Origin of the sequence: Burkholderia sp. Bp9140 (assembly GCF_003853425.1) — a bacterium.
GTDB lineage: Bacteria > Pseudomonadota > Gammaproteobacteria > Burkholderiales > Burkholderiaceae > Burkholderia.
In genome coordinates this window covers 1-26,217 of the sequence record NZ_QTPQ01000070.1, presented here as the reverse complement: position 1 = coordinate 26,217, position 26,217 = coordinate 1, and the positions used below count along the sequence as shown (strand labels likewise).

The following is a 26,217-nucleotide window of genomic DNA, read 5'->3' as shown; positions in this document are numbered from 1 at the left end:
GTCCGCTTATTCGTTAGGTGGACACGATACTCCCAAGCGCCTCGGTCAAACTCAAGACGGGTTGGCTAGCCGCTTACGAACGGTCTCACGGGACAACGGAACAAAGGGACGCAGGTCACTCCAACGCGAAAAGCCGTCAAGCGGCAGTCCGACCGGGGCCTGTGACGCGAATGTATTACTTGCAGACATTTGTGCTCCCTGAGCATAGCTGTGCCACCATCGGCACAACCGGGAGCTTGAAGCACCAAACGCGACTGACGTATCGACAATCGCGTTTAGCACCATGCAAAACAAGACTATCGCTGCGTCAATCGCGTTTTATCAATTCACGTCGCAAGCCAAGCCCGTTTCAGCTTGCGCACGTGATCAGCCGTGACGCCGAAGCGAGCCGCAATATCTGAGCAAACATTGCGCCCCTGAAAGTCCTCACCACTACGCCGACGCCTATTAAATTCTTCGACGATCTTTGTATTCTTTGCACCAGCAAGCCGCGCAGCCTGAGCCGGCTTGATGGCCTTTTGCCTCTCGCGCATGGCCTGCTCTTGCCGTTCTCGTTGTTCAGCTTGTAGCTGCACCAAATGCGCCTGCGACATGTCGCGCTCTTCGGCGTGCTCGGCAAGCTGATCATGCAACGCATTAATTCGTTCAAGCAGTGTGGATTCCGTTTCACGGCGCGCGTATAGCACCACTCCTTCCAACGTACGGCTATTAAACAACTCATGCTTCATCAGCTCTTGCGCCGTGCGCAGATCATCCTCGTCAATGCACTTGACGAGCAGGCCGGCCAGTAAGGCCATCGCCTCGCCAACCGGCACATCGCGTGGAATGATGTCTTGCATCCGCCCGAATGGGCTTTCACCGTCCTCCGCAGCAAAAGGCTGAGACGCTCGGTGTTTTGCATCTATGGCGGCGAAAGAGAGAATGCTTCTTCTGACACATTGCCTCGATCGCCGCGAGCGAAAACCGGCGCGTGGTTTGTGCTTGAGAGCGGGACTAGGCGTCTTTATACGTAGCAATAGCGCACCCTTCTGTGCGGCCTTCACGAAGAATGCCGAGCCAGCCGGTGAAGGTATCCGGTTTTCAGGTGGCCGCCCTAGGCTCGACAATCCGCATTGTCTCACGACCGTCAACGCATTGAGCAAATGTAGTCTTGGACCACTACGCAACCAGCCATTACCAATATTTTTTACTGCAATTTATTCGCATCATCCACTGATTTGATAAATTTCTCCAAACTCGCGTCCTTCTTCTGGTTACTCAGATAGCCATCAACCACAACCCGCCACTCCGGCGCAACCTCGACAATCTTCACCTTATCATCTGGCACGAGATCTTTCTTAGTGGAAATTATCCCAGCCACACGCAATGCCGCCAACACAGTGAGCAGCGCTCCCCCATACAAATAACTAGTTGCGTTATCATCTTCCTTCCCCGGCTCTTCAAGTTTTGTGAAGTCCCTGCAGACGCCAAATGGTTTCGCCATATTTATATTATTCCGATAAAACGCATACACAATAGCTTTCCTCCCAATTGGCGACCCAAAGAGAAACGCCAAATCTGCCAATCTCTCGGATTGTGGGCGCAGGATAGCGTCCGACCTTTTATCTTCAGCGACGGCTAGCACACTCGACGCACCGCTTGCGTTTGCAGGCGCAACAAAGGCCTGCAGTTTTCCGCCAAGATTTGAAACCTCATCCTTTACACTGAACACGGCAGAACTAATTCGCGTCAGGTCATCTGAGATATTTTTCGAATATATTACGTTCTCGTGAAGCCTCTCATTATTTGTTGAGAGATTAGATCCAATCGTCTCCAATCGCCCAAGCTGCCCCATTAGAGCTGCATTAAAGTCGCCCTGAGAAATTCCCTGCCAAAAAGTGTACAAAATCGCCACTATTGCCAGAACAATTGATATCAAAGTCGCACCAAACTCAACCTCCGAAACAACATTTTTCACATCAGAAAAATCATATATCGCAGAATACAGAAAATGTAGAACGAAAAACTCGATAAGCAAGATTATCACAACGGCTTGCAGACTGAATTTTGCCCCTCTTATCATTTTCAATACATCGCCCTTATTTTCACCTGACTGCATTATATTCCCCCGATTTCTTTGGAACATATAACATGCCCCCGCCAGTGCGCATCGTCAAGTAGGAAACAAGCCAAGCCTGAGGAAATTTTCGATAAATATATACAACTAAGTCTTTACACGATCACACGACCTTAGTGGATCAACATGGGGCACGCGACCATGACTCTGCTCGTATTGAACAGCGTTGAGTCGTAGCAGCGCATGTCCGAAACCGTTCCCTTACGGACATGGGTGTTAATGAATGTCCGAAAATAAGCTTTTCCGTATTTCGTACATAGGTTATGATTCGGACACCCATTTCGAACAGATTAGAGCACCCTATGTCCCGGACCTTCGCATACGCCCGCGTCAGCACGACCGACCAGACAGCAGCGAACCAACTTCGCGAGATCGAGGCGGCCGGCTTCCATGTCGATAAGCGTCGTGTCGTAATGGAAGGCATCTCCGGTAGCGTCAGCGCGGAGCAGCGGCCCGGCTTTGCCGACTTGCTCCGTAGACTTGAAGAAGGCGACGTGCTAATCGTAACGAAACTCGACCGGCTCGGCCGGAACGCGATGGATGTGCGAGCAACCGTTGAGGCTCTGGCAGATCGCGGAATTCGGATTCACTGCCTCGCGCTCGGTGGCGTTGATCTGACCAGCGCAGCCGGCCGGATGACAATGCAGGTATTGAACGCCGTTGCCGAATTTGAGCGTGACTTATTGATCGAGCGAACACAAGCCGGGATCGCACGAGCAAAGGCAGAAGGAAAAACCATGGGCCGTCCGTCTGCGTTGACTGAGCAACAGCAGGACAAGGTGCGCCAGCAGCTCAGCGCCGGAGCAAGCATTGCCAGTCTTGCGAGAGAGTACGGCACGAGTCGCCAGACCATCATGCGCATACGCGCGTCCGCTGGTTGAGCACGCCATCAACGGCACCGCTTACCCGGCGGGTGCCTTCTCCCCCGCAGCATTCTGAATGTGCATCCATTTTGCGTAGTGGTCCGCGAAGTGCGTTTCCTTGAAGACCTCCTCGAACTTAGCGAGGTAGTAGACAGGATCGAATTGTCCATAGTCCATCACCGCGACATTGATGCCGTCCTTGTGTGATCCACGGTTCAAGAACCGCTCCAACGGCTTGAAATTCTTGTCTCTATCGCTGATGGCTGCCAGCGCCTTTGCGAAATCGTCCTGACGCTGCGTAAACCAAAAAAAGTGCTCAAGAATGCAGCGCATGGTGTTGGGGATCACCATTCTTGGCACCTTACCCTCCTTTGCATCCCGCATTACTTGCCAAAGCGCGTCGTAGTCGTTCTGCAGATCGTCCGCGTCCATCGGCTCGACCGATGAGAACTCCCGCTTGATAACGCGCTTGAGCGTTGCTTTTCGCCGGTTAAGCTTAAGCAACTCGTGCAGGAAAAACAGGTTGTGCGTCAGCACGATGACTTGACGTACTTTGGGCGCATCGGCGGGCGGCTTGATCAGATCATGATGAATAATGCTGGCTATGTCGAACACGAAGTTGTACGACAAACTAGAAATCGGATCGTCGATGACTGCGACTGTGCGTTCCAGAGGAAATTCCAGATTCTCGGTCTCCGATCCGCTCAGCAAGACTACGTAGTAGAGAAACGAAATGATCGTTTTCTCGCCTTCGCTTAGCGACTCCCAATCCCCCTCTTGCTGCTCCGACCTCAACAAACAATAGAGGCTGTCTTCACCCTGTTTCTTGCCGATGGAGAATGAGTCGACGCCGATAGCCTTCAGGCGGTCGTTGATCGAATCCACGGCTGCATCCACCCCTGTCCGCCTTTTGCGCAGTTCTGACAGCCGGCCCCGAACTTCGCCCGCGCTACGTCGAACGTCCTTCAACTGGTTTTGATCTAGCACGAGCGCTTCGTCCAAAGGCTTCTTATGGTGCTCGTATGCGATGAAAACCTCGTCACGGTCATGGCGCAAGAGCTTCCAGAAGGCAGATTGGATACGTCCTCGCTCCGCCTTTCGATCCGATACACGAGCATTGAATTGTGTAATACGCTCGTTCACTCGTTTGGTCGCAGTGTCCATGTCATCGGACAAGCTCTTGCTCGAAATCACGTCGACGGGATCGCCGGGCTTCGCAAGCTTACTTTTCATAACAAGTAAGTTGGCATCTAGACGTGCCGCCAAGGCCTCCCAACTCGGGCGAAAGGTAGCGTCGTCGACGGCGAACGTCTCCTTCTGAGCAAGCTCGGCGGTCGCCTTCAGTGTGTCGAGATTTGCCTCGTACTGCTTCACCAAGCCCTCGATATGGTTGATCCTGTCCTGGCGATCACCATCGAGGAGTTTGGCCAGTTCAGTCTTGAAGTCGTCTGGCAGTTTCTGTTGGCAAAACGGGCAGTCGTCGCCATGTGCGTACGCTCGCCCCGTTCCAACCCAGTCCGCATTCCCCAACCTCTCAATGAACGGAGCGAGCCGGCTGTCGTCTGATCCAATGATCCGTTCGCGCCAAACTGGGTCAGTTTCGATTGCTTCCGCCCACAAAACGCCAAGAGAGATTACGCCTTTCGCATCCTCGGTGCTCTCGGTATCTTTCCAGCGGAGCTTCAGCTGTTCCAACGTATCGATAGCCTCGCCTTCCTCTAGTTGGACGGACTTCAACTTATCGAAAAAAGCAACTTTGTCTTTGTGATATCCGCGCAACCACTCTTTGCTCAGCGCATCGGTGACATGGCTCGTATGCGCCTCCCACACGCGCTCCTTTGAGGTTTCGAAGTTTCTCGATATCAGAAGATTCGTCTTCTCGATCGCAGTCCCGAGTGAAGTCTCTTGCTCCGCGAGGCCTTGAAGGCGCACCTCAGCCTCGTCCATTTCCCGCTGGACCTCGGTGTCGACTTCGCCCAAAGTGAAAATGCCGGGCATACCGCGCGGCTCGCCGATTACACGGTCTACAAATGCTTGGTTGTAAACCATGTAGCGAAACGGGCCACCGTTCGTTGTGGCCAAACCGCATCGATCAAATCGGGGATCGCGTCGGGATATTCCGTCAATCACTTCCCCTATCGATGACTTACCCGCGCCGTTAAGCCCAAAAAAGAGAACAGGTTGGTCGGTGCCGTCATGCACGTCCACAACCGTTGCTCTGTCGGGATCGAAGCTCTTATAAGCTTGAATCGAAATAGTACGGATCATCGCGCCCCCGTGGTGCCCCGCAGTCAAGGAAGTATGCCGCAACTCCCTATGCCGACGATAGCTGGCCAAAGTAACGTACGGGTCGCCAGCGACTCCAATCAGAAATTCGACGGCCGCAACGATACTCGTCCCACCACACCATTTCCAACGCGCGGGCGGCGGTGGCGCGGGGAGATTTTTTGCGCGGAGAGTTCCAGACGGCGGTCAGTTCACGGAAAAACGGTGCCCCGCCAGCCGCACCGGCAGCGTATCTCCAACTTTGTCTCCAAGAAAATGTGTGTTCTGGAGATAGACTTGGAGATAGTCGAAGCCTTACCAGACAAGGCTGACAAACGAAAAAACGTACTTATCTCCAACTCTCCAAGTTTTTTTCTTCCGGCGGCAGACGAGGTCGTGTTTAGCACCCATTCGGCCTATGCTCGGTTGCTTGTTGGTATTTCTGTTGGTATCTATAGATAAGCTTCGCCGAGAGGCCTTTTGCAGCCGAGCGATATGAATTCTGTCGGGGACCAGCCAAGCCCCAAACCATCCCCAAGATTCACAAGAAACTCCAAGCTCAAGCCGATCTGGCCCCCCAGTTCCCGGCATCACGCCCTTGCGGGGTATTGTCAGGATTCGCTTTCGAGCGCCTTGTCCTCCCCGATCGTTATCCAGAGTTTCTGTATGCCGACTCCAAGCAGTCGGCCATCATTACCCGCACCGCTTTGCTGCGGAGAACGTGGCAATGCCGGTCGGATCCGGATCGTGCGCGCAGCAGCCGGATTGTCAAAGCGCAACGCGAACTCGCGCATCTCTGCACCCGGAATCACGGTCCGGGTCTGCTGACCAACCATGACGCTCGAAGATTGCCCAATGTTCGGACCGTATCCCTGCATGCGGATATGCAGCGTGAAGCGTGCCGGAAGCGACTGAACGAAGCTCAGTTCCACATCCGGGAACACATTGGCATCCGACCAACGCCCCCAGCCTTCTCGCGCCGATAGACCTCGAACATTCTCCAGGAACATCGGAAGACTTGTTTGGGCGAGGTCGAAGCCTTCACTGAGTGTGTTGTTGTTCCTCGGCCCCAATTTGTCGACCACATAGCCGGCCCGTTCCATGATCTGATGCGCGGTCATTCCGGACAGATCCACGTTGCTCCTTTCGGCCGACTGCCTTGCAAGAGCAAAAAAAACCTGATCGCCGGTCCGGCTGACAATCGGCGCCATACCGAGGGTCCGGGTAAGTTCGGCCTCGAGGGCAGCGCCGTTGTCGGCATAACCGCGCCGGTCGATATAGATACCGTTGAAGCCGATCCGCTTGATCACTTCTATCTGCCGCGCGACGGACTCGAGCGCGAGGTTGCGAAAGAACAGATCGCCATCGCGCCCCTTCATGCCGCCGAAGCTCCATCTGAGTGCGCTGGTATGCAGAAAGGGTCGTGCCAGGTCATAGGGCTCGAGACGGTTGAGCATCGGTCCTTCGGGAAACTCGACATACGGCAATTGATAGATCGCGCTTCCGGCCGGAACCCGTTGTTCGATCGCATGCACGAAACTCGCATCACTATTGAATTCAGCCTTGTTTTTTTCAAGGCGAGTCAGAGAAGGCGTCGTTGTCTGATCCCAGAGCGTAAATGTGCACAACGCCAAACAGAGCGCCGCGCCCCGGAGAGAAGCACGTTCACCAGCGATCAGATATCGCTGGATCAATAGCAGCACCGCGGCAATCGACGTAAAGGCGATAAATACACTGACGCGATTCCAGGCCCGAATCATCGGACTGACGAGCAGACTGAATATGCCGGAAAATCCACCGATCGTGCAGAACAACACCAGCACGATCGTAAGACTTGCAAGGACTTGCAGGTGCCCTTCAGGAACGCGCCGCCGCGTCGGCGCGACCACAAAAATCACGAGGCTTAGCAAGCCAACGCTGCCGATGATGCCAAGCGACGCGAAGGCATTTTCGTTGACGAGCGGAAAGGTTGTCGAGTAGTTCGCCGTGAGCCTCGCGAACGGCTTGAAGCGATGATCCGGCCGCGGCAGCAGAAGCTGGTCGATCTTGAGACCGTATAGCTCCGCTTCGCTGGGCGAGCGCTGCGCTGCTTCCTGATTGACGCCGTGCTGCATCCGGTAGATCAGGTTCGGACTGACATTGGCCACGATGCCGAACGATACGATCGCCACGGCCACGAAGGCAGGCAAGATCGCCTTGATCGCTTTCTGCTGAACCCATCGTACGAGGCCGGCTGTCAGCAGGCAAAGCACGCCAAAGAACGCGTAATACACGCCGAAGCATGAAAGCGCGAGAAGGATCAACGCGTCGAACAGCGTTCTCTTCGCGGCACGTCGCTGCAGGCTGAAAGGCAGTTCGCCATCCCAGATCCGCTTGGCGAACCACACGAACATCGGTGCGGCAAAGTACCAGGTATAGAAGAGATGATGAAGTCGAAGGAAGTGGAACGGGAGCAGCGTAAAGATGAATCCCCCCGCGAAACTCAGCACCTTCGATATCTGAAACTTCCGCAGCACCCAGTACGCCGCGATCGCATTGAGCGGAAATCCAATCAAATAGTAGATGTCGAGCGCGGTCGCGGGATTGCCGAAAGTCCGGCCAAGAGCCTTGAGCACGAGCATACTGCCCGAGTCTGGAATCGGATAGTCATACAGACTAGCGCCGAACGGCGCGCCCAATAGTTCAGTGCTGAGGAACCAGTGACTCCTCACCGCAAGCTGTATCAACGAGAGAGTGAAAATGCCATCGCTTCCATAGATGAGCGGCAGATGAAGGCCGAGATAGGCCGCACCCGATAGCTGCCAGGCGGCGACCAGGGAAACCAGCATCAGCGCGCCTGAAAATGCCCACTCGGAAACCAATCGCTTTTCAGACGATTGCACGTGGGAGATTCTGTCGGAAGGTCGATCGTTCATGCCGCTGACTCAGCAGGTTATCTGGACTGTCGCTCAATTCGGCCGCGAGGCCACTTGTGCCTCGATAGCGGTCCCGCCCGAATTGATCCGCTCGCGCTCGACCACCAACGGTCTCTTTTGCGCATAGGTAAGAATCGCGCCGACATACTCGCCAAGCAGGCCAATAAAGAACAACTGTACCGATGCAAAGAAAAACAGACCGATCAGCATCGGAGCGCTGCCCATCGAGAAACTGCTCCAGAACACAAGCTTCAGGACGAAATACATGAACGAGACGAAAAGGCTCAGGCCGGAAAGGAAGAACCCGGCGATTGTGGCGAGCCGCAACGGTACCTTCGAATGCGAGGTAATACCCAGCATTGCGATATCGTAGAGCGTGTAGAAGTTGTTCTTCGATATGCCCCGTCTGCGGCGCGGCTGGACGTATGGAATCTGTTTGATCTCGAACCCGATCTCGCACACGAGTCCGCGGAAGTAAGGGTACGGATCATCGATCTGTCGCAGGATCTCGATGACCTTGCGGTCGTAAAGCCCGAACCCCGTAAAGTTCTGGATCAGCGTGACGTTGGCGATCTGCGTGACCAGGCGATAGTACATTCTGCGCAGCGCGAAGAAGAGCGCCGATTCTTTTGACTCGGGCTTTACGCCGACCACGACGGGCGCGCCAGCCAGCCAGTTCTTCACGAACTCGCGCATCAGGTCGGGCGGGTCCTGCAGGTCGGCGACCAGCAGAATGACGGCATCGCCCTTTGCTTGCAAAAGACCATGCATCGGCGATCGGATGTGCCCAAAGTTCCGTGCATTAACGATTACGCCGACCGCCGGATCGTCCGCGGCGATCGTTCGCAGGATGCTGACCGTCGAATCCGTCGACGCGTTGTCGATGAAGAGATGGTCATAGGTCACCTCCGGAATCGTCGAGAACACGCGACGAGTCTCTTCGTAGACAGCCCGGACGTTTTCCTCTTCATTGAAACAAGGCGTGACAACGGTTATATGCTTCATGGCAGGTTGAAGACAAAGCGGCGGTTCAGGATAAACGCAATGACGCTCAGCGGAAGCAGCGTCAGAGCATTCGCAATGTAGATGTTTGCGTCAAGGCCGAGCAGCAACCGCACTCCGCCGAGATTCAACAGGTAAATCACACAGTAGACGCCGACGAATCGCCAGAATGACGACCGCGGCGCACCGTCGAATACGAGCCGTCCGACGCTCTGGAAGTTGAAGAGCACACCGCCAACGGTGGCGAGCCCGATAGCGGCGGGATAAGCGAGACCCGCGTAAGTCAGGACCGCAAATAACGAGTAGCCAACCAGTGTGTTCAGCCCACCGACAACCAGAAAACGCAATAGCTGGACAAGCGTCTTTGTCAAAGGCTCACGGTCGGAATTAGACACTTGCATCGAGTGCCTTTTTTATCTGCTCTTTGACGGCATCCGGGGAAAGGCCATGGCTTTCCATCAGATAGGGATAGTTTCCACATAACGTACTGAACCTGTCTTGAATACCTACACGCACGAACGTCCCGACAAAACTGCCCATCAGTGTTTCCGCGACAGCGCCGCCCAGTCCACCGTAAATCGAATGCTCTTCAAACGTCACGATCGCTTGCCGGCCCGCTGCAAGTTTACGAATCGAATCGACAGGAAAGGGTTTGATGCAGGGCACGGAAACGATGTCCGCGCCACCGGTAGCAGCAGCGACCTTCTGAGCCAGCTTCACGCCCGAACCTGTCGCAATGAAAAGGCTTGGGTGCGCTTCGTTCGTCAACGGAACGGCATCGCCATTGCGCCACGAGTTGAGCGGTGCAGCATGCACATCGCCAAGATCCGCCTTGCCCATCCGCAGATAGGCAGGCGCCTGTCTGTCCGAGATGTCCCGCATGCAGGCAGTCAGTTCGAACCGGTCAGCAGGAGAATATATCGACAGTTGCGGGATCGCGCGAAGCGCAGCGATGTCTTCCGTACTTTGATGGCTCGTACCCAGTTGGGCGTAGACGACTCCAGCGCCATCGCCGATGAACGTCACCGGCAGATCTTCATAGCAGACATCGATCTTGATCTGCTCGAGAACGCGAATAGGCACGAATGCGGCGAGTCCGTAGACGATGGGTTTGAATCCGGCCTTGGCCAGACCCGCGGCCACCCCCACCATGTTCTGCTCTGCAATACCGCAATTGATGTATTGATCGGGACATGCCTTGCGAAATGCATCGAAGAGCGCATAGCCGTGATCACCTGTCAGCAGAAGAATCTTGGGATCTTGTCGCGCCGCGCCGACGATCGCATCAGAAAACGCATCCCTCATTGCTTCTCTCCAAGCTCGGCAATCGCGATGTCATACGTTTGCGCCGTGAGCCGCGTGTAATGCCAGATATTTTCGTGCTCCATGAACGAGACACCCTTGCCTTTGACCGTGCGAGCCACCATCGCTTTCGGGCGCCCGTCCTTTCGGGTCTTCAGGGTCTGATACGCTCGATCGATTGCGGTTTCGTCGTGACCGTCGACAGAGATGGCATCGAAGCCAAATGCCTCGAACTTCGCCTGGATGTCGCCGAGTCCGATCACTTCGTCTGTCGTGCCCATGGCCTGGAATCCATTCACGTCGACGATGACGATCAGGTTGTCGAGTTTGAACTGGGCCGCAAAGAGCGCCGCTTCCCAGATCGGGCCTTCATTCAGTTCACCATCTCCAACGAGCGCATAGCACTTCTGATCGGTGCCGTTTCGCTTCGCAGCCAACGCAAGACCGACGCCGACGGAAAGACCATGTCCGAGTGACCCGGCCGTCGTTTCGATGCCGGGCACGTGCGCATCGGCGAGTCCCTTGAGACGCGTGCCATTGCCAAAATAGCGGGTGATTTCATCATCGGAGAGCCAGCCGATTTCATTCAGACAAGCGTACTGAGCCATCACACCGTGGCCTTTGCTCAGCACCATATAGTCGCGCCCGGGAGAACGCGGATCGCTTTGCTCGTAGCGCAGGTGTTTGCGGTAAAGCACAGCCAGCAGTTCAACGATGGAAAATGCGCAACCGATATGGACGGTCGATCCGGCGAACGCCATATCGAGAATGGTCTTGCGAATCCGGGACGATTCGAATGTCTTCATGCAGTGACCGTGTTTCGGTTCCAGTTGATCGTCTTGGTAAGAGCCAACTCCAAAGGCGTGTACTCCTCCACACCAAGCGAATGACGCGCTAGCGCGGTCGAAGGAATATAGCGTGGCGCCGGACCAGACGCAGGTGCCATGTCGGGCACGGTGGCCTCGCGTGCGCCGCATAGCGTCTCCACCATGCGCGCAAGTTCGAGAATCGACACGGCGCGTTCGGAGCCCACGTTATAGGCGCGCCCCGTCACGCCGCCGTGCAGCATGCGCAGAAGCCAGATGCAGGCATCGGCGATGTACAGATAGCTGCGTAGAGGCCGCCCATCGCCCTTGATGACAATGCGCTGCCCCGCCAGCGCATCGCGAATAAAGTTGCCGGCTGCAAATGGACCGTCTGCCGGGATACCTGGGCCGACGAGCGCATAGATTCGCGCAATGGAAACATTGATGTCGTGCTGCTCGCCGTACGTCGACGCGAGCCATTCAGCCGACCTCTTCCCTTGCCCGTACGCTGCTTTTGTATCGAGCGTGTCAGGCGCGCCGCAATAGCTCTCAGGCGTCCGTTCCAGCGTCGAGGGCTGATGCCCATAAATCGCGCCACTCGACGTCAACAAAAAGCGTGTCGCACCATTCGAGCGGGCGAAATCCAGCACCCGACGCGTACCGGTCACATTCGCATCGAACACCCGCAAGCCATCGCCAGCCTTTGTGATATCCGCGACGTCGGTCGCTGCATGGATGCAAAGGTCGATCGCCCCCATTGGGCCTGTCGTCGTTTCGAAATCGATGACGTCGCCTTCGTACAATGCCAGGCCGGGGGCTGCATAAAGATGCGGTGCAAACGCGCGCGCTTTCTCGGGGTTACGACTCAGTACGACAACCTCGATCCCGCTACCGAGTACCCGATTGGCGTGCTGTACCGCTTCCAGCAACCAGGATCCGATGAAACCCGTGCCACCCGTGATGAATAATCGCGCTCCACGGAAAGCCGACCAGACATCCGCCGTATGCTGAACGACCAGTTCGAGATCTTCTCGTGGGTACGGCTTGCGCATTGACGTCACCACCTAGAAATTGACGCCGACGAACGTCTCGATTTTCTCGACGATGAAATCAAGCATTTCGTGGCTCAGCCCCGGGTAAACACCAACCCAGAACGTCTGGTTCATCACGATGTCGGTATTCGTCAAATCGCCGCTCACGCGATATTCCTGGCCAATCATATAAGGCTGACGCGTGAGGTTGCCGGCAAACAGCAGGCGGGTGCCGATCTTGTTCTGGTCGAGGTAAGTCAGCAAGTCGAGGCGCGAGAACTCTGCCTCGGGCCTGAGCGTGATTGGGAAGCCGAACCACGACGGATCAGCGTTCGGTGTCGCATGCGGCAGGATCAGATGTTCCGTGCAAGTCTGCAAACGCTCGTGCAGATAGCCAAAGTTCTCGCGGCGCGCCTGGACGAATCCATCCAGACGGTCCATTTGCGCGAGTGCGCATGCCGCCTGCATGTCCGTGATCTTCAGGTTATAGCCGAGATGGGAATAGGTGTACTTGTGGTCGTAGCCTTCCGGGAGCGTGCCGAGCTTCCAGCAAAAGCGCTTGCCGCACGTGTTGTCCTTGCCGGGCGCGCAATAGCAGTCGCGCCCCCAGTCACGGAACGATTCGGCGATGAGTTTCAATTCGGGGTTGTTGGTGAACACTGCACCGCCCTCGCCCATCGTGATGTGATGGGCCGGGTAGAAACTGAGCGTGCCGATATCGCCGAAGGTGCCGACCAGTTGGCCATTGTAAGTTGCACCGAGTGCGTCGCAGCAGTCCTCGATCAGCCACAGGTTGTACTTCCGGCACAGCGCGGTGATCGCTTCGAGGTTGTACGGGTTGCCAAGCGTATGGGCGAGCATGATCGCCTTGGTCTTGGGCGAGATGGCCGCCTCGATCTTCGTCGCGTCGATGTTGTATGTACCCAGTTCGACGTCAACGAATACCGGAACCGCACCGAATTGAAGAATCGGGTTGACCGTAGTCGGAAAACCCGCTGCGACACCGATTACTTCGTCGCCCTGACGAATGGCACGATCACCCAGTTTCGGCGATGTCAACGTCGAGAATGCCACCAGATTCGCCGACGAACCGGAATTCACGGTGATCAGGTAATCGACGCCAAGATACGCCGCGAGCCTTTTTTCGAAGGCTTCGTTGAATCGTCCCGTGGTCAACCAGCCGTCGAGGGATGCCTCGACCATGAATTCCATTTCTCGTGCGCCAATTACCTTGCCCGACGGCGGCACGGCTGTCTGGCCAGGCTCGAAGGCAGGGCGTCGAGTCGCGAGTTCGCCATATTGTTTGACGAGCTCGATGATCTGCATGCGGATTTGATCTTTGTTCATTGCGGCGATAAATAGCTATGACCGGGTGTAGTCGGCAATCTGGGCGAGCGTCAGTGCTCTTACGTCTTCGTGCTGGTGCGCCGCCCTGTACCAATCGACGATCTTGTCCAGGGTGAAATCGAGATTCCAACGGGGATGCCATCCAAGCCGGGCACGTGCTTTTGAGCAGTCGAGCTTGAGGTAGGTAGCCTCGTGCGGATGATCGCCGCCATCCAACTGCCAGCGTGCGTTGTCGCCCCACCGGGAAGTCAGGCGCTCGACAATCGCTTGCACCGGTTGTGCATCGATATCGTTAGGCCCAAAATTCCACGCGCCGGCGTAACATGCCCCTTCGACGTAGAGTTTCTCGGCAAGCAGCAGATAGCCGCCAAGCGGCTCCAGCACGTGCTGCCAGGGGCGAATCGCATGAGGGTTGCGGATGTTGACGATTTCGCCGGCGCTGATCGCCTTGACGATGTCCGGAATGAGGCGGTCCGATGCCCAGTCGCCTCCGCCGATCACATTACCGGCACGTGCACTCGCAATTGCCACGCGATGTGTATCGTAGGCGGCTTCGTTGAAGAACGAATTGCGATACGCGGCGGTTACGAGTTCGGCGCATCCTTTGCTGCTGCTATACGGGTCGTAGCCGCCCATCGCCTCGTTCTCGCGGTAGCCCCATTCCCATTCGCGGTTTTCGTAGCATTTGTCGGTCGTAACGATCACAACCGATCGGACACTGCGTACTTGACGGATTGCGTCCAGTACATGCACGGTGCCCATTACGTTGGCTTCATACGTTTCAACCGGGCTCGAATACGACGTACGAACGAGCGATTGTGCCGCCATGTGGATCACGACCTCCGCCTCGGCACGGCGCAGCGCGTCGAGCAACTGTCCGCGATCGCGAATATCGCCAATGACGGACTCGATGCCCTCCTCCACTCGTGCGAGGGAAAACAGGTTTGGCGTCGTGTCAGGCGCGAGCGCATAACCCGTGACCTCTGCTCCGAGCGAACGGAGCCACAGCGTCAACCAGCTCCCCTTGAAGCCCGTATGACCTGTCAGAAAGACACGTTTTCCGGACCAGAACGACGAGGCGATCATGACCACACCTTCCATGGCGCCTCATTGGTCTGCCAAAGTTTTTCGAGGAGCAATTTGTCCCTCAACGTATCCATCGGCTGCCAGAATCCTTCGTGCTCGTAGGCGGCGAGGTTGCCCTGCTCGGCGAGTTGCTCGAGCGGCGCCTCCTCCCAGACGCATGCATCGCCGGAGATCAGATCGATCACTTTCGGCGACAGTACGAAAAAACCGCCATTGATCATGCCGCCGTCACCCTTGGGCTTTTCCTTGAACGACGTGACCTTGTTGCCGTGAATATCCAGCGCGCCAAAGCGGCCAGGCGGAAACGCGGCCACGAGCGTGGCGAGCGTGTTGCTCTTCTGGTGATACTCGATGAGTTGGGTGATATTGACGTCACTCAGGCCATCACCGTACGTGAAACAGAACGCTGCCTCGTCCTTGACGAAATTCTTCACGCGACGAAGACGCCCCCCCGTCATGGTCGATTCGCCGGTATCAACCAGCGTGACTTTCCAGGGCTCCGAATATTGCTGATGCACCTGCATTTCATTGGTCCGCATGTCAAACGTGACATCGGACGTATGCAGGAAGTAATTCGCGAAATACTCCTTGATCATGTAGCCCTTGTACCCGCAGCAGATCACGAAGTCATTCACACCGTAAGCGGAATAAATCTTCATGATGTGCCAGAGGATCGGTTTGCCGCCAATTTCGATCATCGGCTTCGGGCGGTTGACCGTATCCTCCGAAATGCGCGTTCCCAGCCCACCCGCAAGAATGACTGCTTTCATCAGAATCCTGTGTTGAACGTTGAACGTCGAGCGGGCTAGCTGCCCTGCCCGGAGGGGTGACAACAGCGGATCGCGTGCTCAACTAACGTGACGAGCCGGATAGTCGTCGCGACTCGCGTGTCGATGTCGCGACGGGACAATTTGGAGGAGCTGTTTCACTTCGTTTGACGACCCAAATATCCTCGCCGGATGCCCTGGTTGGCAACCTTGCCGGACACGTCGGAGTGCAAGGATTGTACGAAAACGCAAAGGATACGGCTTTCAGATGTCAGGATTGTCGCGCCGCTGGTGGAACATCGGTTGCTTCAGATGCAATCAAGGGCGGCGGCAGGATGGCAGAACATCTCGAGGACACGAACGCACCTTTCCGAACCGACGCATCTCGTCGATGGATCGAAATCCCACGCGACAACATGTATCTGAACTCGAAATTACAACAGATTCCCGCTCGGAACGAAAGTAGTCGCAACCCCAATCAGGCGCGGGCGACTACCGATTTCGTGGTCTGACGCCATTTCCATCCACGCCATTCGACTCGCACCCGTTCCATTCCTGATGCATGAATTCTGACGGGAACCAGACTTTTCCCGAAAATTCGCCGCCCGGAATACGCCACCGGCTCTGATCTGCGGGGCTTATCGTCATACCTTCGACGACCCGCATGCGCCGCCGCGCAATAGTCACCGCTCATTGCATCAACCCCGTCCTGACCGGCGGCATCAAGCTCGCATCCGCCCCCGTCACGATAAACGTCCCCGTCGCCGACGCCCCCGCAGGCCGGGCCAACGCACTGCCGTCCGCCAGCGCGTTCGCATCGACAACGATCTGATTCGCCGCACAACCATTCATCAACAGCGACACTGGCGTACCCGCAATCGCCGAGAACGTATTCCCGGTCGCACTGAACGAACAGACATTCCCGTACGCCCTGAATCCCGCATACCCCGAGCCCGTCATGCGATTGCCCGTCACCGCGACAAGCGACACCGTCCCCGTCCACGTATCGAGCTCGATTGCCCCCTGCTGCGTCGGCTGCAGCCCATTGTTCACGTTCGAGTTCTGGATGTTGGTCACGGTATTGCCGGTGACAACGACGTTCGATGTCCCGTAAGTCTTCCAGCTGTCTTCCTGCGCGACCAGAATGCCCGCCGCCTTCTCGATTCCGTCGACCGTATTGTTCGAGATCGTCACCGCCTGCCCTCCGACAACGGCAATACCGCGCCCCCATGGGTTGCCCGACACTGAATTGTGGTCGATCAGCATGTTGCTGCTGAGCCGACCGTCGCCGAGATAACTGACCACGGCGATCAGGTCGTCACCGGTGCCCGTCACCGTGTTGTTCTGCACCAGCACGTTGGTCGACCCGTAGGTGGTATGGATGCCGTCGGCCAGCGTCGCGCGCACGGTATTGCCCACGATCGCGATACCGCTGCCGCCGAACACGAAGATCCCGGCGCTCGCGCCGCCCTGGATCGTCACGCCGAGCACCTGAACGTCCGTGCCCGTCACCTCGACCTTGGTCGACTCGGGTGTCGTGAGCCGCGTCGCGCCAGTGCCGGCGAGCGTCACGCCGACGAGCGTCGAACCCGCGCCGCTCATCACGATCGTCTGGTCGGCCGGATTCGTGGCGGCGAGCGTCGCGCCGTATCCGGAAATCACCGCCTGCGGCACCGTCACGGCCAGCGAATGCCCGACGACGTAGCGCCCGGGCGCGATGACGAGGCGCTGGCCGGCCTTCAGGCTGTCGAATGCTTTCTGCAACGCGTCGGCCTGGTCGCTGCCGTCGGCGGCCGGAGAGACCGTCACATCGGCGACGAGAACCGGTTTGGTGCCGGTGGAAGGCGGAAGCGTCGAGCCGGACGCGGCACCGGTCGCCCCGGCGGCCGGCGCCGGGCTGCCGGAATTCGCTGATGAAGCCGATGCGCCGGATGCGGCACCGGCAGGTGCGACGGACGATGTCGATGTGCCCGCAACGGTTTGCGATGCCGGTGCCGCGTTGTCGTCGCCGCCGCCACATGCGGCAAGACAAAGGCAGAGCGCGGCAAGCATCGCCCGATCGACTGTACGCATACGATGTTCCGCTATCCCAAGTTGGCGTCATCGTAGGTACGCCAGGCCACTTTGTAAATGAATTCCGTGCGGCGATTGTCGTGACGCGCATCAATCCGTTCGTTATCCTCTGTCATTCATCGCGGCTGACACGCATCCGGTATTGCGTAGAAGCCCGAACCTTCTTCAATACGCAGACCTCGGGATCGGATTCCGGCGCGCGCGGCATCGGTGCCTCGGCTGCCGGCAGCACACAAGCGAATTACATCGCAGTTCTACGCTTATGCATTCGCACCGCCATCGATTGTCAACCCGATACCATTAATCGACCGCCCTTCCGGCCCGACGACGAACGCGACGAGCGCCGCGACGTCCTCTGCCTTGCCATACCGCGGAATGGCCATCCGCGAACGCTGCGCACCGGTATGCTCGCCGTCGGCCGGATTCATGTCGGTGTCGGTCGACCCCGGATGCACGAGATTGACCGTAATGCCGCGCGCGCCCAGATCGCGCGCGAGCCCCTGCGTCCAGCCGATCAGCACGGCCTTGCTCGCCGCGTAGAGGCTCATCCCCGCATCGGGCACGCGCGTCGCGAGACAGCTGCCGGCCGACACGATGCGCCCGCCCTCCCCGAGATGCCGCGCGGCCACCTGCGACGCGACGATCACCGCGCGCAGATCGGACACGGTCCGGCAAACGCTGATCGCCATGCGCGAGCAGACGGTCGCCGCGTTACGCGCACGGCTCGGCGAGGGCGTTGCAACGGGCGCGCTCTCCACGCACGCGAACCTCGACGCGATCGCGCGCGACTACGTGACGGTGCAACAGGGGATGTCGATTCAAGCGTGCAACGGCGCGAGCCGTCGCGATCTGGAAGCGGTCGCGCAAGCCGCGCTGGCCGCGTGGCCGGCGCTCGCGGGCGCGAGCGGCGGATAACGGCGGGCCCCGGAAAGAAACCCGCGAAACGCACGCGCGGCCGTGCGACGGCAGGCGCCCCCGCATGACCGCGCCGGTCGGTGCTTTACTGCGTCACGGCGTGCTGTACGTCCTTCGACGCATGCCACACGCGGTAGCGCACGTCGAAACCGTCCGGCACGTACACGACAAGCGGCAGGCGGCTGTTGTAGCGCAGCAGCTGGCCGTCACCACGCACCTGCACGAACCGCCGCTGCGGCGCCTGCCCCGGGCAGGCCATCAGCGTCGATGCCGGCCCCTTCACGTCGGTCAGCCGATAGTACGTATAGCCCCAGCCCTTCACGTCCTCGGCGCTCAGCTCGCCGCCGAACCATTGCTGGTTGCAGTCGGTCTGCAGCGTCTTGCCGATCATCAACTCGACACGCGCATCGCCTTCGTTCTCGAGCGCGGGCAGCGCGATCACCGCGCGCTGCTGGCCGGCCGCCGGCTGCGGGAACATCTTGATCGATTCGGCCGGCACGGCGGGCGCCGATGCGGGCCCGGCCGCGCAGGCGGCGGCGGTCGTCACGCAAAAGGCGGCCAGGACGGCCCGGATCGCGAATTTCATCGATGTGCTCCTGATAGACAAATAGGCCCGGGATGCTAACACTTTCGCCGCGAGACCTTACGACGCTGTAATTTGTCGACACAATTGCAAACAGCCGGGAATCCCCGCACGCGGTACTTATAGCGGAATCAACGGAGAACATCATGCTGAAGCTCATTGCTGCCGCCGGCGTCGCCACGCTGCTGGCCGGCTGCGTCGTCGGCCCGGACGCCGGGTACGGGTACGGTTACGGCCAGCCCTACTATTCCGAGCCCGGCTACGCGTACGGGCCGGCCTACGGGGCGGCCCCCGTCTACGGCACGGTCAATATCTGGGGTGGCGGCGGCGGGCGCGACTGGGATCGCGGACACCGCGACTACCGCCGCTGGGATCGCGATCGCGGCGATCATGGCGGCTGGGGACGCGGCGGCGGACGCCGCGGCGACTGGAACGAAGGCGGAGACGGCGGGCGCGGCAACGGCGGCCATCGCCACTGATCCCGCGGATCCAATTGCAACCGTTTGTATCCGCACGCGGCCTCGCTCAACCACCGTTTGGCGCGCAAATAGCGGCGCCCCCGACATGACAAAGGCCCTCGCATCACGCGAGGGCCTTTGCTTTTGTCGTCCGGCGCACCGGCGATTCAATGGGCGCCGGGCCCAGTCCCCGCCCGCTTACCAGCCGGCCGGCTGCGCATAGCCGCCCGACACGGGCGCGCCGCACACGTACGCGCGCTGATAGCGGTCGTAGCAATAGTTCGGGCCGTCGTCCTGGTACTGCGCCTGCTGGTAGGTCGGATAAGCCGGCTGCTGGTAGGCCGGTGCCTGGTAGTACGTCGGCTGCTGGTAGGCCGGCGCCTGATACACGGGCGCCTGGTACGCGACGGGCGGACTCATCGCGGACGTCACGATCGCGCCGAGCACCGCGCCGCCGATCAGCGCGCCGATGACGGCGCCCCCGTCGCGGCCATGCGCGGACGCCGGGCCCGCCACGGCGAGCGAACCGGCGAGGACACATACTGCGGCAATCTTTTTCATGATGGACTCCCACGCGAAGTGGTACTGGATGCGATGCATTGTGGCTGCCCGCGGCCGTAATAGATGCAGCAAGTGGTAACGCGCCATTACGCGTATCACGCACACCGGAACGCGGCACTGCCGTGCTACGATTTTCGGCACACAGGAGACGCCTTCATGCAGCCCGAAACCGCCCGCCGTTTCGATACCGAATTCGCGCCGCGCATTGCGCAGGCGATCGCCGCCTTCTTCGCCGATCACGTGCTGACCGACGTCGTCCCGTACGGCGGGCACGGGCAACCGACGTGCGTGCAGATCCGCAGCGCGCCGCACGAGCACGTGAGCGGCTTCGTGCATCCGCTGAACCTCGAGCTGACCTGGGACACCGACGAGATCGAACGGCTGATGGAGCCCGACGGGCCCGCGCGGTTCGAGCACTACCTGAGCGCGCTGCCGAGGAAGCTGAGCGCATGGCAGGGCGCGCGGGACATCGATCTCGCGTCGCGCACGCAGGCCGACCCGCTCGTGCGGCTCGGCGGCCTCGACTTCGAAGGCTGAATGCACGCGCCGGCCGGCGGCCGGCGGCGCCGGCGTCGCGCGATGCGGCCCGGTGATACACTCGACCGGTCCCGCTCCTGCGCCGCCAGGCCGGCCGGGCCATTCACCGCCGCCTCCACCCGCAAGCATGGTTGCGCACGCAACCGGCACCCGGGCGTGCGCACAACCACGCTTTCGCTCCCGTCATGAACGCCGACTCCGGCCTGCCGCTTCCGCAACGCTACTGGGCGATCGTCTGCGTCGCACTGGGCATCACGCTCGCCGTGCTCGACGGCGCCATCGCGAACGTCGCGCTGCCGACGATCGCGCGCGACCTCCACGCGTCCGACGCCGCATCGATCTGGATCGTCAACGCTTACCAGCTCGCGGTCACGATCACGCTGCTGCCGCTCGCGTCGCTCGGCGAGCGCGTCGGCTATCGCCGCGTCTACATCGCCGGCCTGGCGCTCTTCACCGCGTCGTCGCTCGGCTGCGCGCTCGCCGGCTCGCTGCCGACGCTTGCCGTGATGCGCGTGATCCAGGGGTTCGGCGCGGCCGGCATCATGAGCGTCAACGCGGCGCTCGTGCGGATGATCTACCCGTCGTCGATGCTCGGGCGCGGACTGTCGATCAACGCGATGGTGGTCGCGCTGTCGTCGGCGATCGGCCCGACGGTCGCGTCGGCGATCCTGTCGTTCGCGTCGTGGCCCTGGCTGTTCGCGGTCAACGTGCCGATCGGCATCGCCGCGGTGTTCGGCAGCCTCCGTGCGCTGCCGGCCAACCCGCTGCACGACGCGCCGTACGACTTCCCGAGCGCGCTGATGAACGCCTGCGTGTTCGGCCTGCTGATCATGGCCGTCGACGGGCTCGGTCACGGCGAAAGCCGCGCGTACGTCGCGGTCGAACTGGCCATCGCGCTCGGCGTCGGCTACTTCTTCGTGAAGCGGCAGCTGTCGCAGCCGGCGCCGCTGCTGCCGGTCGACCTGATGCGCATCCCGATGTTCGCGCTGTCGATCTGCACGTCGGTCGCGTCGTTCACGTCGCAGATGCTCGCGTTCGTCGCGCTACCGTTCTGGCTGCAGAATTCACTCGGCTTCTCGCAGGTCGAGACCGGCCTCTACATGACGCCCTGGCCGCTCGTGATCGTGATCGCCGCGCCGCTCGCGGGCGTGCTGTCGGACCGCTACTCGGCCGGCATCCTCGGCGGAATCGGGCTCGCGCTGTTCGCGGCCGGGCTGCTGTCGCTCGCGACGATCGGCGCGCACCCGGGCACCGTCGACATCGTGTGGCGGATGGCGCTGTGCGGCGCGGGCTTCGGGCTGTTCCAGTCGCCGAACAACCGCGCGATGCTGTCGTCGGCGCCGCACGAGCGCAGCGGCGGCGCGGGCGGGATGCTGAGCACGGCGCGCCTGACGGGCCAGACGCTCGGCGCCGCGCTCGTCGCACTGATTTTCGGGCTCGCGCCCGACCGCGGTCCGACGATCGCACTCTATGTCGCCACGGGGTTCGCCGCGGTCGCCGCGGTGGTCAGCATGCTGCGCATCGCGTCGCCGCGGCCCGACGCGGCGACCTGACGCCGCCGCGCGCCGCGTCCGCACGTCATGCGGCGTCGAGCGCGTCCATCACGAAGCGCACGCGCGCCTTCACGCTCACGCGCGGCAGTTCGATCAGCCGATAGCCGTACGCCGTATAGCAATCGACCATCGCGTCGTAAGTGCGCACGGCCTCCGCGAAATCCTGCCGCCGTTCGGTGTCCTGCGCGTAGATCTCGGGCCACGGCGGCGCGATGAACACGCGCCGGTGATAGCGGAAGCGCCGCGCCGCGGCCTCCGCATGCGCGGGCACCGCGAGGCCCGTGAGCCGCAGGTAGCCGATCACGTCCGGCACGCCGCGATCGAAGAACACGGGCCCGCGCGCGCAGCGCGCGAGATGGTACGAACGCATCTCCCAGTTCAGCATCAGCTCGGCGAACGCGGCCCGGTCGCGCCACGGCAGCGCCGGGCCGTCGATCGCCATCTGGTCGCGGATCACGCCGCGGCCGGCCTCGTGCGAGCGCGCGAAGCCGCTGCGCTCGAGTGCATCGAGCAACGTGCTCTTGCCCGAGCCGGGGCCGCCGGTGACGACGAAGAAGCGGGCGGACGCGTCGTCCGCCGCGCCGCCCGCCTCCACGCGCTCAGACATGCGCGGCCCGCCGGCCCGCGCGCTGCGTGACCGACGCGGCCGCCGCGACGCTGCGCAGGTCGGCGACGAACGTGTCGCGCCAGACCGACAGGTTGTTTTCGCGCAGCCGCGCGAGGTTCTCTTCGTGCCGTGCCTGCCGCTCCGCGAGCGGCATCGACAGCGCGCGCTCGAGCGCGTCGGCCATCTGCGACAGGTCGTACGGATTGACGAGCACCGCGCCGGTCAGCTCGGCCGCCGCGCCCGCGAATTCCGACAGCACGAGCACGCCCGGATCGGCCGGATCCTGCGACGCGACGTATTCCTTCGCGACGAGATTCATCCCGTCGCGCAACGGCGTCACGTAGCCGACCTGCGACATCCGGAAGAACGCCATCAGCAGATTGCGCTCGTACTTGCGGTTCAGGTACTGGATCGGCGTCCAGTCGAGCTGCGAGAAGCGGCCGTTGATGCGGCCGGCCTCGCCTTCGAGCGTTTCGCGAATGCGCTGGTAGGTCTGCACGTCGGAGCGCGTCGGCGGCGCGATCTGCACGAGCGATACGCGCCCCTGCCAGCCCGGTGCGTTGGCGAGCATCCGCTCGAACGACTGGAAGCGTTCGACGAGCCCCTTCGAATAGTCGAGCCGGTCGACGCTCATCACGAGCTTGCGGCCGTCGAGCGCGTCGCGCAGCATCTTGACCGGCTTGCGCGCGCCGTACTGGACGGCCGCCTCGGCGATCGCGTCCGGATACACGCCGATCGGATAGGCGGCGACCTTCACGACGCGGCCGTGCGCGTGCAGCATCCCGTCGTCGCTCGCCGCGCCGATCCCGCGCCGCTCGATGTAGTCGGTGAACGCCTGCTTGTCGGCGCCGGTCTGGAAACCCGCGATGTCGTATGCGCACATGAACTTCACGAGTTCCTCATGCGGCGGCACGACGCGCAGCATGTCGGGCGACGGAAACGGAATGTGCAGGAAGAAGCCGATCGGGTTCTTCACGCCGAGCTCGCGCAGGCAATGCGCAAACGGCAGCAGGTGGTAGTCGTGCACCCAGATCAGGTCGTCGGGCCGCAGCAGCGCGGCGATCTGCTTCGCGAGCATTGCGTTCACGCGCAGATAGCCCGCGTACTCCTGCCGGTCGAAGCGCGCGAGATCGCCGCGATAGTGAAACACCGGCCACAGCGTCGCGTTCGAGAAGCCGCGATAGTACTGATCGTAGTCGCGCCGGGTCAGCCCGACCGTCGCATACGTGACGTTGCCGTCCCGCTGGATCGCGGGGGCGGCGTCGGGCGTACCGACGATCTCGCCGTTCCAGCCGAACCAGACGCCGCCGGTCTCCTTCAGCGCGTCCATCACGCCGACCGCGAGACCGCCTGCGCTCGGGCGCGTGTCCTCGCCGGCGGCGACACGGTTCGATACCACGATCAATCTGCTCATGCGGCTTCCCCTCCTCGATTCGATTGGATGACGCGCGGCGCGCGCCAAGGCGGACGCGACGGCCCGGAGGCAGTCGCGCGGCGATTCAGATGTGAGCGATGCGACAAAGAGCGCAATGAAATGCGGCAGCGGAATGCAACGGCGACGGGATCAAGCGTCCTGCTCCTGGCCGAGGTCGCGTTGATAGTCGAGCCCTTCCGGGCGTGCGCCGCCCTGGTTGTGATCGCCGTCGGACGGCGTCGCGTCGGGCGCGCCGGCAGGCGGTGCGGCCGGCGTGTCGGTCTGCGGACGCTCGGCGCCCGCATCGGGCGGCCGGGGAGAAAACCGTTTCGAACGGCGCATGGCTGGGTGTCTCATATATGGCGCGGCTCGGAGCCGTCGTAGAAACATTCCATAACTAAACAGTCTAGGTCGCTTCCTCGCACGCCACGGTAACAATTACCTTCAATTTGTAACGTTTCGACCCCGGTCCAGCCATCTGTCCGACAATAGCGCCGCGCGTATGCGCGCGAGCCGCCGCGCGGCGATTTGTCAAAGCTTTGCAATTTTCCTATGACAATTGCGAAACAATGACGCGGCAAGGGGGCGCGCATGCGTCGCCGCTCACCCAGACAGGACTTGCACTCAGGGATGAACATTCGTTTCGAACCGCCGCGCCGGGCCATGACGGCGCGCACCGTGCTGGCCGCGCTCGCCACGGCCGCACTGCTGTCCGGCTGCAACTCGCTGTACAGCGAAGGCGCGACCGCCGGCGCCGGTATCGCGGGCGCCGCGATCGCCTCCAAGGTCACCAACAATGCCGCCGTCGCGACGGGCATCGGCCTCGGCGCCGTGGCCGGCGCGCGGGCGGGCGTCCAGTACACGCAGCGCGTCGCACACCGCTACACGCAGGAACAGATCGCGAAGGCGGCGGGCCCGCTCGACGTCGGCGGCGTCGCGCCGTGGTCGACGCACCATTCGTTCCCGATCGAGGACGACGAACAGGGCCGCGTGACGGTCAGCCGGATGATCAGCATCGGTCCGCTCGACTGCAAGGAAATCGTGTTCGCGGTCGACACGCCCGCGAAGGCCGACAAGGCCGCGCAATCGGCGTTCTACGTCGCCACGATCTGCCGCGACGGTCCCGTGTGGAAATGGGCGGCGGCGGAACCGGCGACCGAACGCTGGGGCGCGCTGCAATGAGCGTCGCGATCCGTATCGCGGCGATCGGCGCGCTGTGCGCGGCCAGCGCCGCGCTGTCAGGCTGCGGCTCGGTCGGCGCGGCGAGCGGCGCGCTCGCCGGCGCGGCGACGGGCCTCGTCACCGCGAATCCGGCCGTCGGCGTCGGTGTCGGCATTGCCGTGCAGGCGGCGACGGACGAAGCCGTCAACCGCACGATGAAGCAGCTCCATCAGAACCAGCAGGACGCGATCGCGAAGGCGGCCGGCAGCCTGGCCGTCGGCGAAGTGAAACCGTGGCAGGTGAAGAACACGCTGCCACTGGAAAACGGCGAAGGCGAGGTGCGCGTCACGCGCGCGTACTCGACGGCGCTTGCGCTGTGCAAGGAATTCGCGTTCTCGGTGAAGGACGGCGACAAGGCCGACTGGTATTTCGCGAATGCGTGCCAGCAAGGCACGCACTGGAAGTGGGCATCGGCGGAACCGGCCGTCGATCGGTGGGGCAACCTGCAGTAACGATACGATGCGCGGCGCCTGGCAAGCGCGGCGCATGCGGATGCCGGGCCGCACGGCCCGGCTCGGCGGCTCAGGACTCGACGTCCTCGAGACTGAAGATTTCGGTCTGGTCGTTGTACGAGAAGATCTCGCCGTAACGACCCCAGTCGATCACCGCGTCGAGCGTTTCCTCGGCCGCGCCGTCCGACAGGAAATCCTCCAGCTCCTGCTCGAAGCGCACGCGCGGCGCGCGATGGCCCGGGCGCTCGTTCAGCACCTTCTTGATCCGCGCGGCGAGCGGCACGTGCTTCAGCAGGTGATCCGCGAACATCAGCTTGCGCTCCTGCGTGCCGAACTCCGCGAA

General features: G+C 60.8%; 25 protein-coding genes and 2 pseudogenes. 7 read left to right on the top strand and 20 right to left on the bottom strand.

All coding sequences use genetic code 11. The features are described 5' to 3' along the window. Positions 1-326: 326 nt before the first annotated feature. Together DIE21_RS35720 and DIE21_RS35715 are read right to left on the bottom strand one after the other, a co-directional pair. Positions 327-839 (bottom strand): DNA-binding protein, encoded by a 513-nt coding sequence (locus DIE21_RS35720; protein ID WP_124502045.1) that lies wholly within the window; start codon positions 837-839, stop codon positions 327-329. A 347-nt stretch (positions 840-1,186) separates the two neighbouring features. After that, a complete protein-coding gene (locus tag DIE21_RS35715; protein WP_124502043.1) occupies positions 1,187-2,098 on the bottom strand; it encodes a hypothetical protein in 912 nt (303 codons plus the stop codon). Positions 2,099-2,418: 320 nt separating this feature from the next. Here DIE21_RS35715 and DIE21_RS35710 point away from each other — a divergent pair, with 320 nt between their 5' ends. Further along, the gene (locus DIE21_RS35710; protein WP_124502042.1) at positions 2,419-2,997 is read left to right on the top strand and encodes a recombinase family protein; all 579 of its coding nucleotides are present in this window, start codon (positions 2,419-2,421) and stop codon (positions 2,995-2,997) included. A 21-nt stretch (positions 2,998-3,018) separates the two neighbouring features. Here the strand turns inward: DIE21_RS35710 and DIE21_RS35705 are convergent, their stop codons facing one another. The 12 genes and pseudogenes from DIE21_RS35705 to DIE21_RS35650 all read right to left on the bottom strand — a co-directional run. Further along, positions 3,019-5,247 (bottom strand): AAA family ATPase, encoded by a 2,229-nt coding sequence (locus DIE21_RS35705; RefSeq protein WP_124502041.1) that lies wholly within the window; start codon positions 5,245-5,247, stop codon positions 3,019-3,021. Between the two features lie 608 nt (positions 5,248-5,855). Then, a complete protein-coding gene (locus DIE21_RS35700) occupies positions 5,856-8,159 on the bottom strand; it encodes a DUF7024 domain-containing protein (protein ID WP_124502040.1) in 2,304 nt (767 codons plus the stop codon). A gap of 33 nt (positions 8,160-8,192) precedes the next feature. Further along, positions 8,193-9,164, bottom strand: coding sequence for a glycosyltransferase family 2 protein (locus DIE21_RS35695; protein ID WP_124502039.1), 972 nt, complete (start codon positions 9,162-9,164; stop codon positions 8,193-8,195). After that, entirely contained in the window at positions 9,161-9,532 is a 372-nt protein-coding gene (locus DIE21_RS35690) for a GtrA family protein (RefSeq protein ID WP_260426638.1), read from the bottom strand. The genes DIE21_RS35695 and DIE21_RS35690 overlap by 4 nt, the downstream gene beginning before the upstream one ends. A 16-nt stretch (positions 9,533-9,548) precedes the next feature. Continuing rightward, the gene (locus DIE21_RS35685; RefSeq protein ID WP_124502037.1) at positions 9,549-10,466 is read right to left on the bottom strand and encodes a transketolase family protein; all 918 of its coding nucleotides are present in this window, start codon (positions 10,464-10,466) and stop codon (positions 9,549-9,551) included. Beyond that, on the bottom strand, positions 10,463-11,269 hold the full coding sequence (locus DIE21_RS35680) for a transketolase (protein WP_124502036.1): 807 nt from the start codon (positions 11,267-11,269) through the stop codon (positions 10,463-10,465). The genes DIE21_RS35685 and DIE21_RS35680 overlap by 4 nt, the downstream gene beginning before the upstream one ends. After that, positions 11,266-12,321 (bottom strand): NAD(P)-dependent oxidoreductase, encoded by a 1,056-nt coding sequence (locus DIE21_RS35675; RefSeq protein WP_124502035.1) that lies wholly within the window; start codon positions 12,319-12,321, stop codon positions 11,266-11,268. The genes DIE21_RS35680 and DIE21_RS35675 overlap by 4 nt, the downstream gene beginning before the upstream one ends. Positions 12,322-12,333: 12 nt before the next feature. Beyond that, positions 12,334-13,647, bottom strand: a complete 1,314-nt coding sequence (gene rfbH / locus DIE21_RS35670) for a lipopolysaccharide biosynthesis protein RfbH (protein WP_124502034.1) — start codon at positions 13,645-13,647, stop codon at positions 12,334-12,336. A 15-nt stretch (positions 13,648-13,662) separates the two neighbouring features. Next, on the bottom strand, positions 13,663-14,748 hold the full coding sequence (gene rfbG, locus DIE21_RS35665) for a CDP-glucose 4,6-dehydratase (RefSeq protein WP_260426637.1): 1,086 nt from the start codon (positions 14,746-14,748) through the stop codon (positions 13,663-13,665). Beyond that, positions 14,730-15,503 (bottom strand): glucose-1-phosphate cytidylyltransferase, encoded by a 774-nt coding sequence (gene rfbF, locus DIE21_RS35660; protein WP_124502033.1) that lies wholly within the window; start codon positions 15,501-15,503, stop codon positions 14,730-14,732. The genes rfbG and rfbF overlap by 19 nt, the downstream gene beginning before the upstream one ends. Before the next feature lie 687 nt (positions 15,504-16,190). Continuing rightward, positions 16,191-17,309 carry a right-handed parallel beta-helix repeat-containing protein gene (locus tag DIE21_RS35655; RefSeq protein WP_124502032.1) on the bottom strand — a complete coding sequence of 373 codons (1,119 nt, stop codon included), beginning with the start codon at positions 17,307-17,309 and terminating at the stop codon, positions 16,191-16,193. A 524-nt stretch (positions 17,310-17,833) separates the two neighbouring features. Then, positions 17,834-18,232, bottom strand: a pseudogene (locus DIE21_RS35650) (SDR family oxidoreductase); the annotation flags it as partial. Here DIE21_RS35650 and DIE21_RS35645 point away from each other — a divergent pair. After that, a pseudogene (locus DIE21_RS35645) lies at positions 18,165-18,488 on the top strand (TetR/AcrR family transcriptional regulator); the annotation flags it as partial. The pseudogenes DIE21_RS35650 and DIE21_RS35645 overlap by 68 nt on opposite strands. Before the next feature lie 85 nt (positions 18,489-18,573). Here the strand turns inward: DIE21_RS35645 and eco are convergent. After that, the gene (eco, locus tag DIE21_RS35640; protein WP_124502031.1) at positions 18,574-19,074 is read right to left on the bottom strand and encodes a serine protease inhibitor ecotin; all 501 of its coding nucleotides are present in this window, start codon (positions 19,072-19,074) and stop codon (positions 18,574-18,576) included. A 143-nt stretch (positions 19,075-19,217) separates the two neighbouring features. Here eco and DIE21_RS35635 point away from each other — a divergent pair, with 143 nt between their 5' ends. Next, entirely contained in the window at positions 19,218-19,550 is a 333-nt protein-coding gene (locus DIE21_RS35635; protein WP_124502030.1) for a hypothetical protein, read from the top strand. 177 nt (positions 19,551-19,727) lie between these two features. Here the strand turns inward: DIE21_RS35635 and DIE21_RS35630 are convergent, their stop codons facing one another. Next, positions 19,728-20,129, bottom strand: coding sequence for a hypothetical protein (locus DIE21_RS35630; RefSeq protein ID WP_124502029.1), 402 nt, complete (start codon positions 20,127-20,129; stop codon positions 19,728-19,730). A gap of 117 nt (positions 20,130-20,246) precedes the next feature. On the opposite strand from DIE21_RS35630, the gene DIE21_RS35625 reads away from it, so the two are divergent. Further along, on the top strand, positions 20,247-20,627 hold the full coding sequence (locus tag DIE21_RS35625) for a DUF5594 family protein (RefSeq protein ID WP_124502028.1): 381 nt from the start codon (positions 20,247-20,249) through the stop codon (positions 20,625-20,627). Positions 20,628-20,812: 185 nt separating this feature from the next. Next, positions 20,813-22,180 carry an MFS transporter gene (locus tag DIE21_RS35620; protein WP_124502027.1) on the top strand — a complete coding sequence of 456 codons (1,368 nt, stop codon included), beginning with the start codon at positions 20,813-20,815 and terminating at the stop codon, positions 22,178-22,180. 25 nt (positions 22,181-22,205) lie between these two features. Here DIE21_RS35620 and DIE21_RS35615 read toward each other — a convergent pair whose 3' ends face one another. The 3 genes from DIE21_RS35615 to DIE21_RS35605 all read right to left on the bottom strand — a co-directional run bounded on the left by DIE21_RS35615 (position 22,206) and on the right by DIE21_RS35605 (position 24,543). Further along, a complete protein-coding gene (locus DIE21_RS35615; protein WP_124502026.1) occupies positions 22,206-22,787 on the bottom strand; it encodes an AAA family ATPase in 582 nt (193 codons plus the stop codon). Further along, positions 22,780-24,201: an alpha,alpha-trehalose-phosphate synthase (UDP-forming) gene (otsA, locus tag DIE21_RS35610; protein WP_124502025.1), complete on the bottom strand. Its 1,422-nt coding sequence runs from the start codon at positions 24,199-24,201 to the stop codon at positions 22,780-22,782. The genes DIE21_RS35615 and otsA overlap by 8 nt, the downstream gene beginning before the upstream one ends. Positions 24,202-24,351: 150 nt before the next feature. After that, the gene (locus DIE21_RS35605; protein ID WP_124502024.1) at positions 24,352-24,543 is read right to left on the bottom strand and encodes a hypothetical protein; all 192 of its coding nucleotides are present in this window, start codon (positions 24,541-24,543) and stop codon (positions 24,352-24,354) included. 288 nt (positions 24,544-24,831) lie between these two features. Here DIE21_RS35605 and DIE21_RS35600 point away from each other — a divergent pair, with 288 nt between their 5' ends. Both DIE21_RS35600 and DIE21_RS35595 read left to right on the top strand, forming a co-directional pair. Beyond that, a complete protein-coding gene (locus DIE21_RS35600; protein ID WP_124502023.1) occupies positions 24,832-25,383 on the top strand; it encodes a hypothetical protein in 552 nt (183 codons plus the stop codon). Continuing rightward, positions 25,380-25,874, top strand: coding sequence for a hypothetical protein (locus DIE21_RS35595; protein WP_124502022.1), 495 nt, complete (start codon positions 25,380-25,382; stop codon positions 25,872-25,874). The genes DIE21_RS35600 and DIE21_RS35595 overlap by 4 nt, the downstream gene beginning before the upstream one ends. A 70-nt stretch (positions 25,875-25,944) precedes the next feature. Here the strand turns inward: DIE21_RS35595 and DIE21_RS35590 are convergent. Beyond that, positions 25,945-26,217: AAA-associated domain-containing protein (locus tag DIE21_RS35590; RefSeq protein ID WP_081054863.1), on the bottom strand; the 273-nt coding region annotated here is incomplete at its 5' end.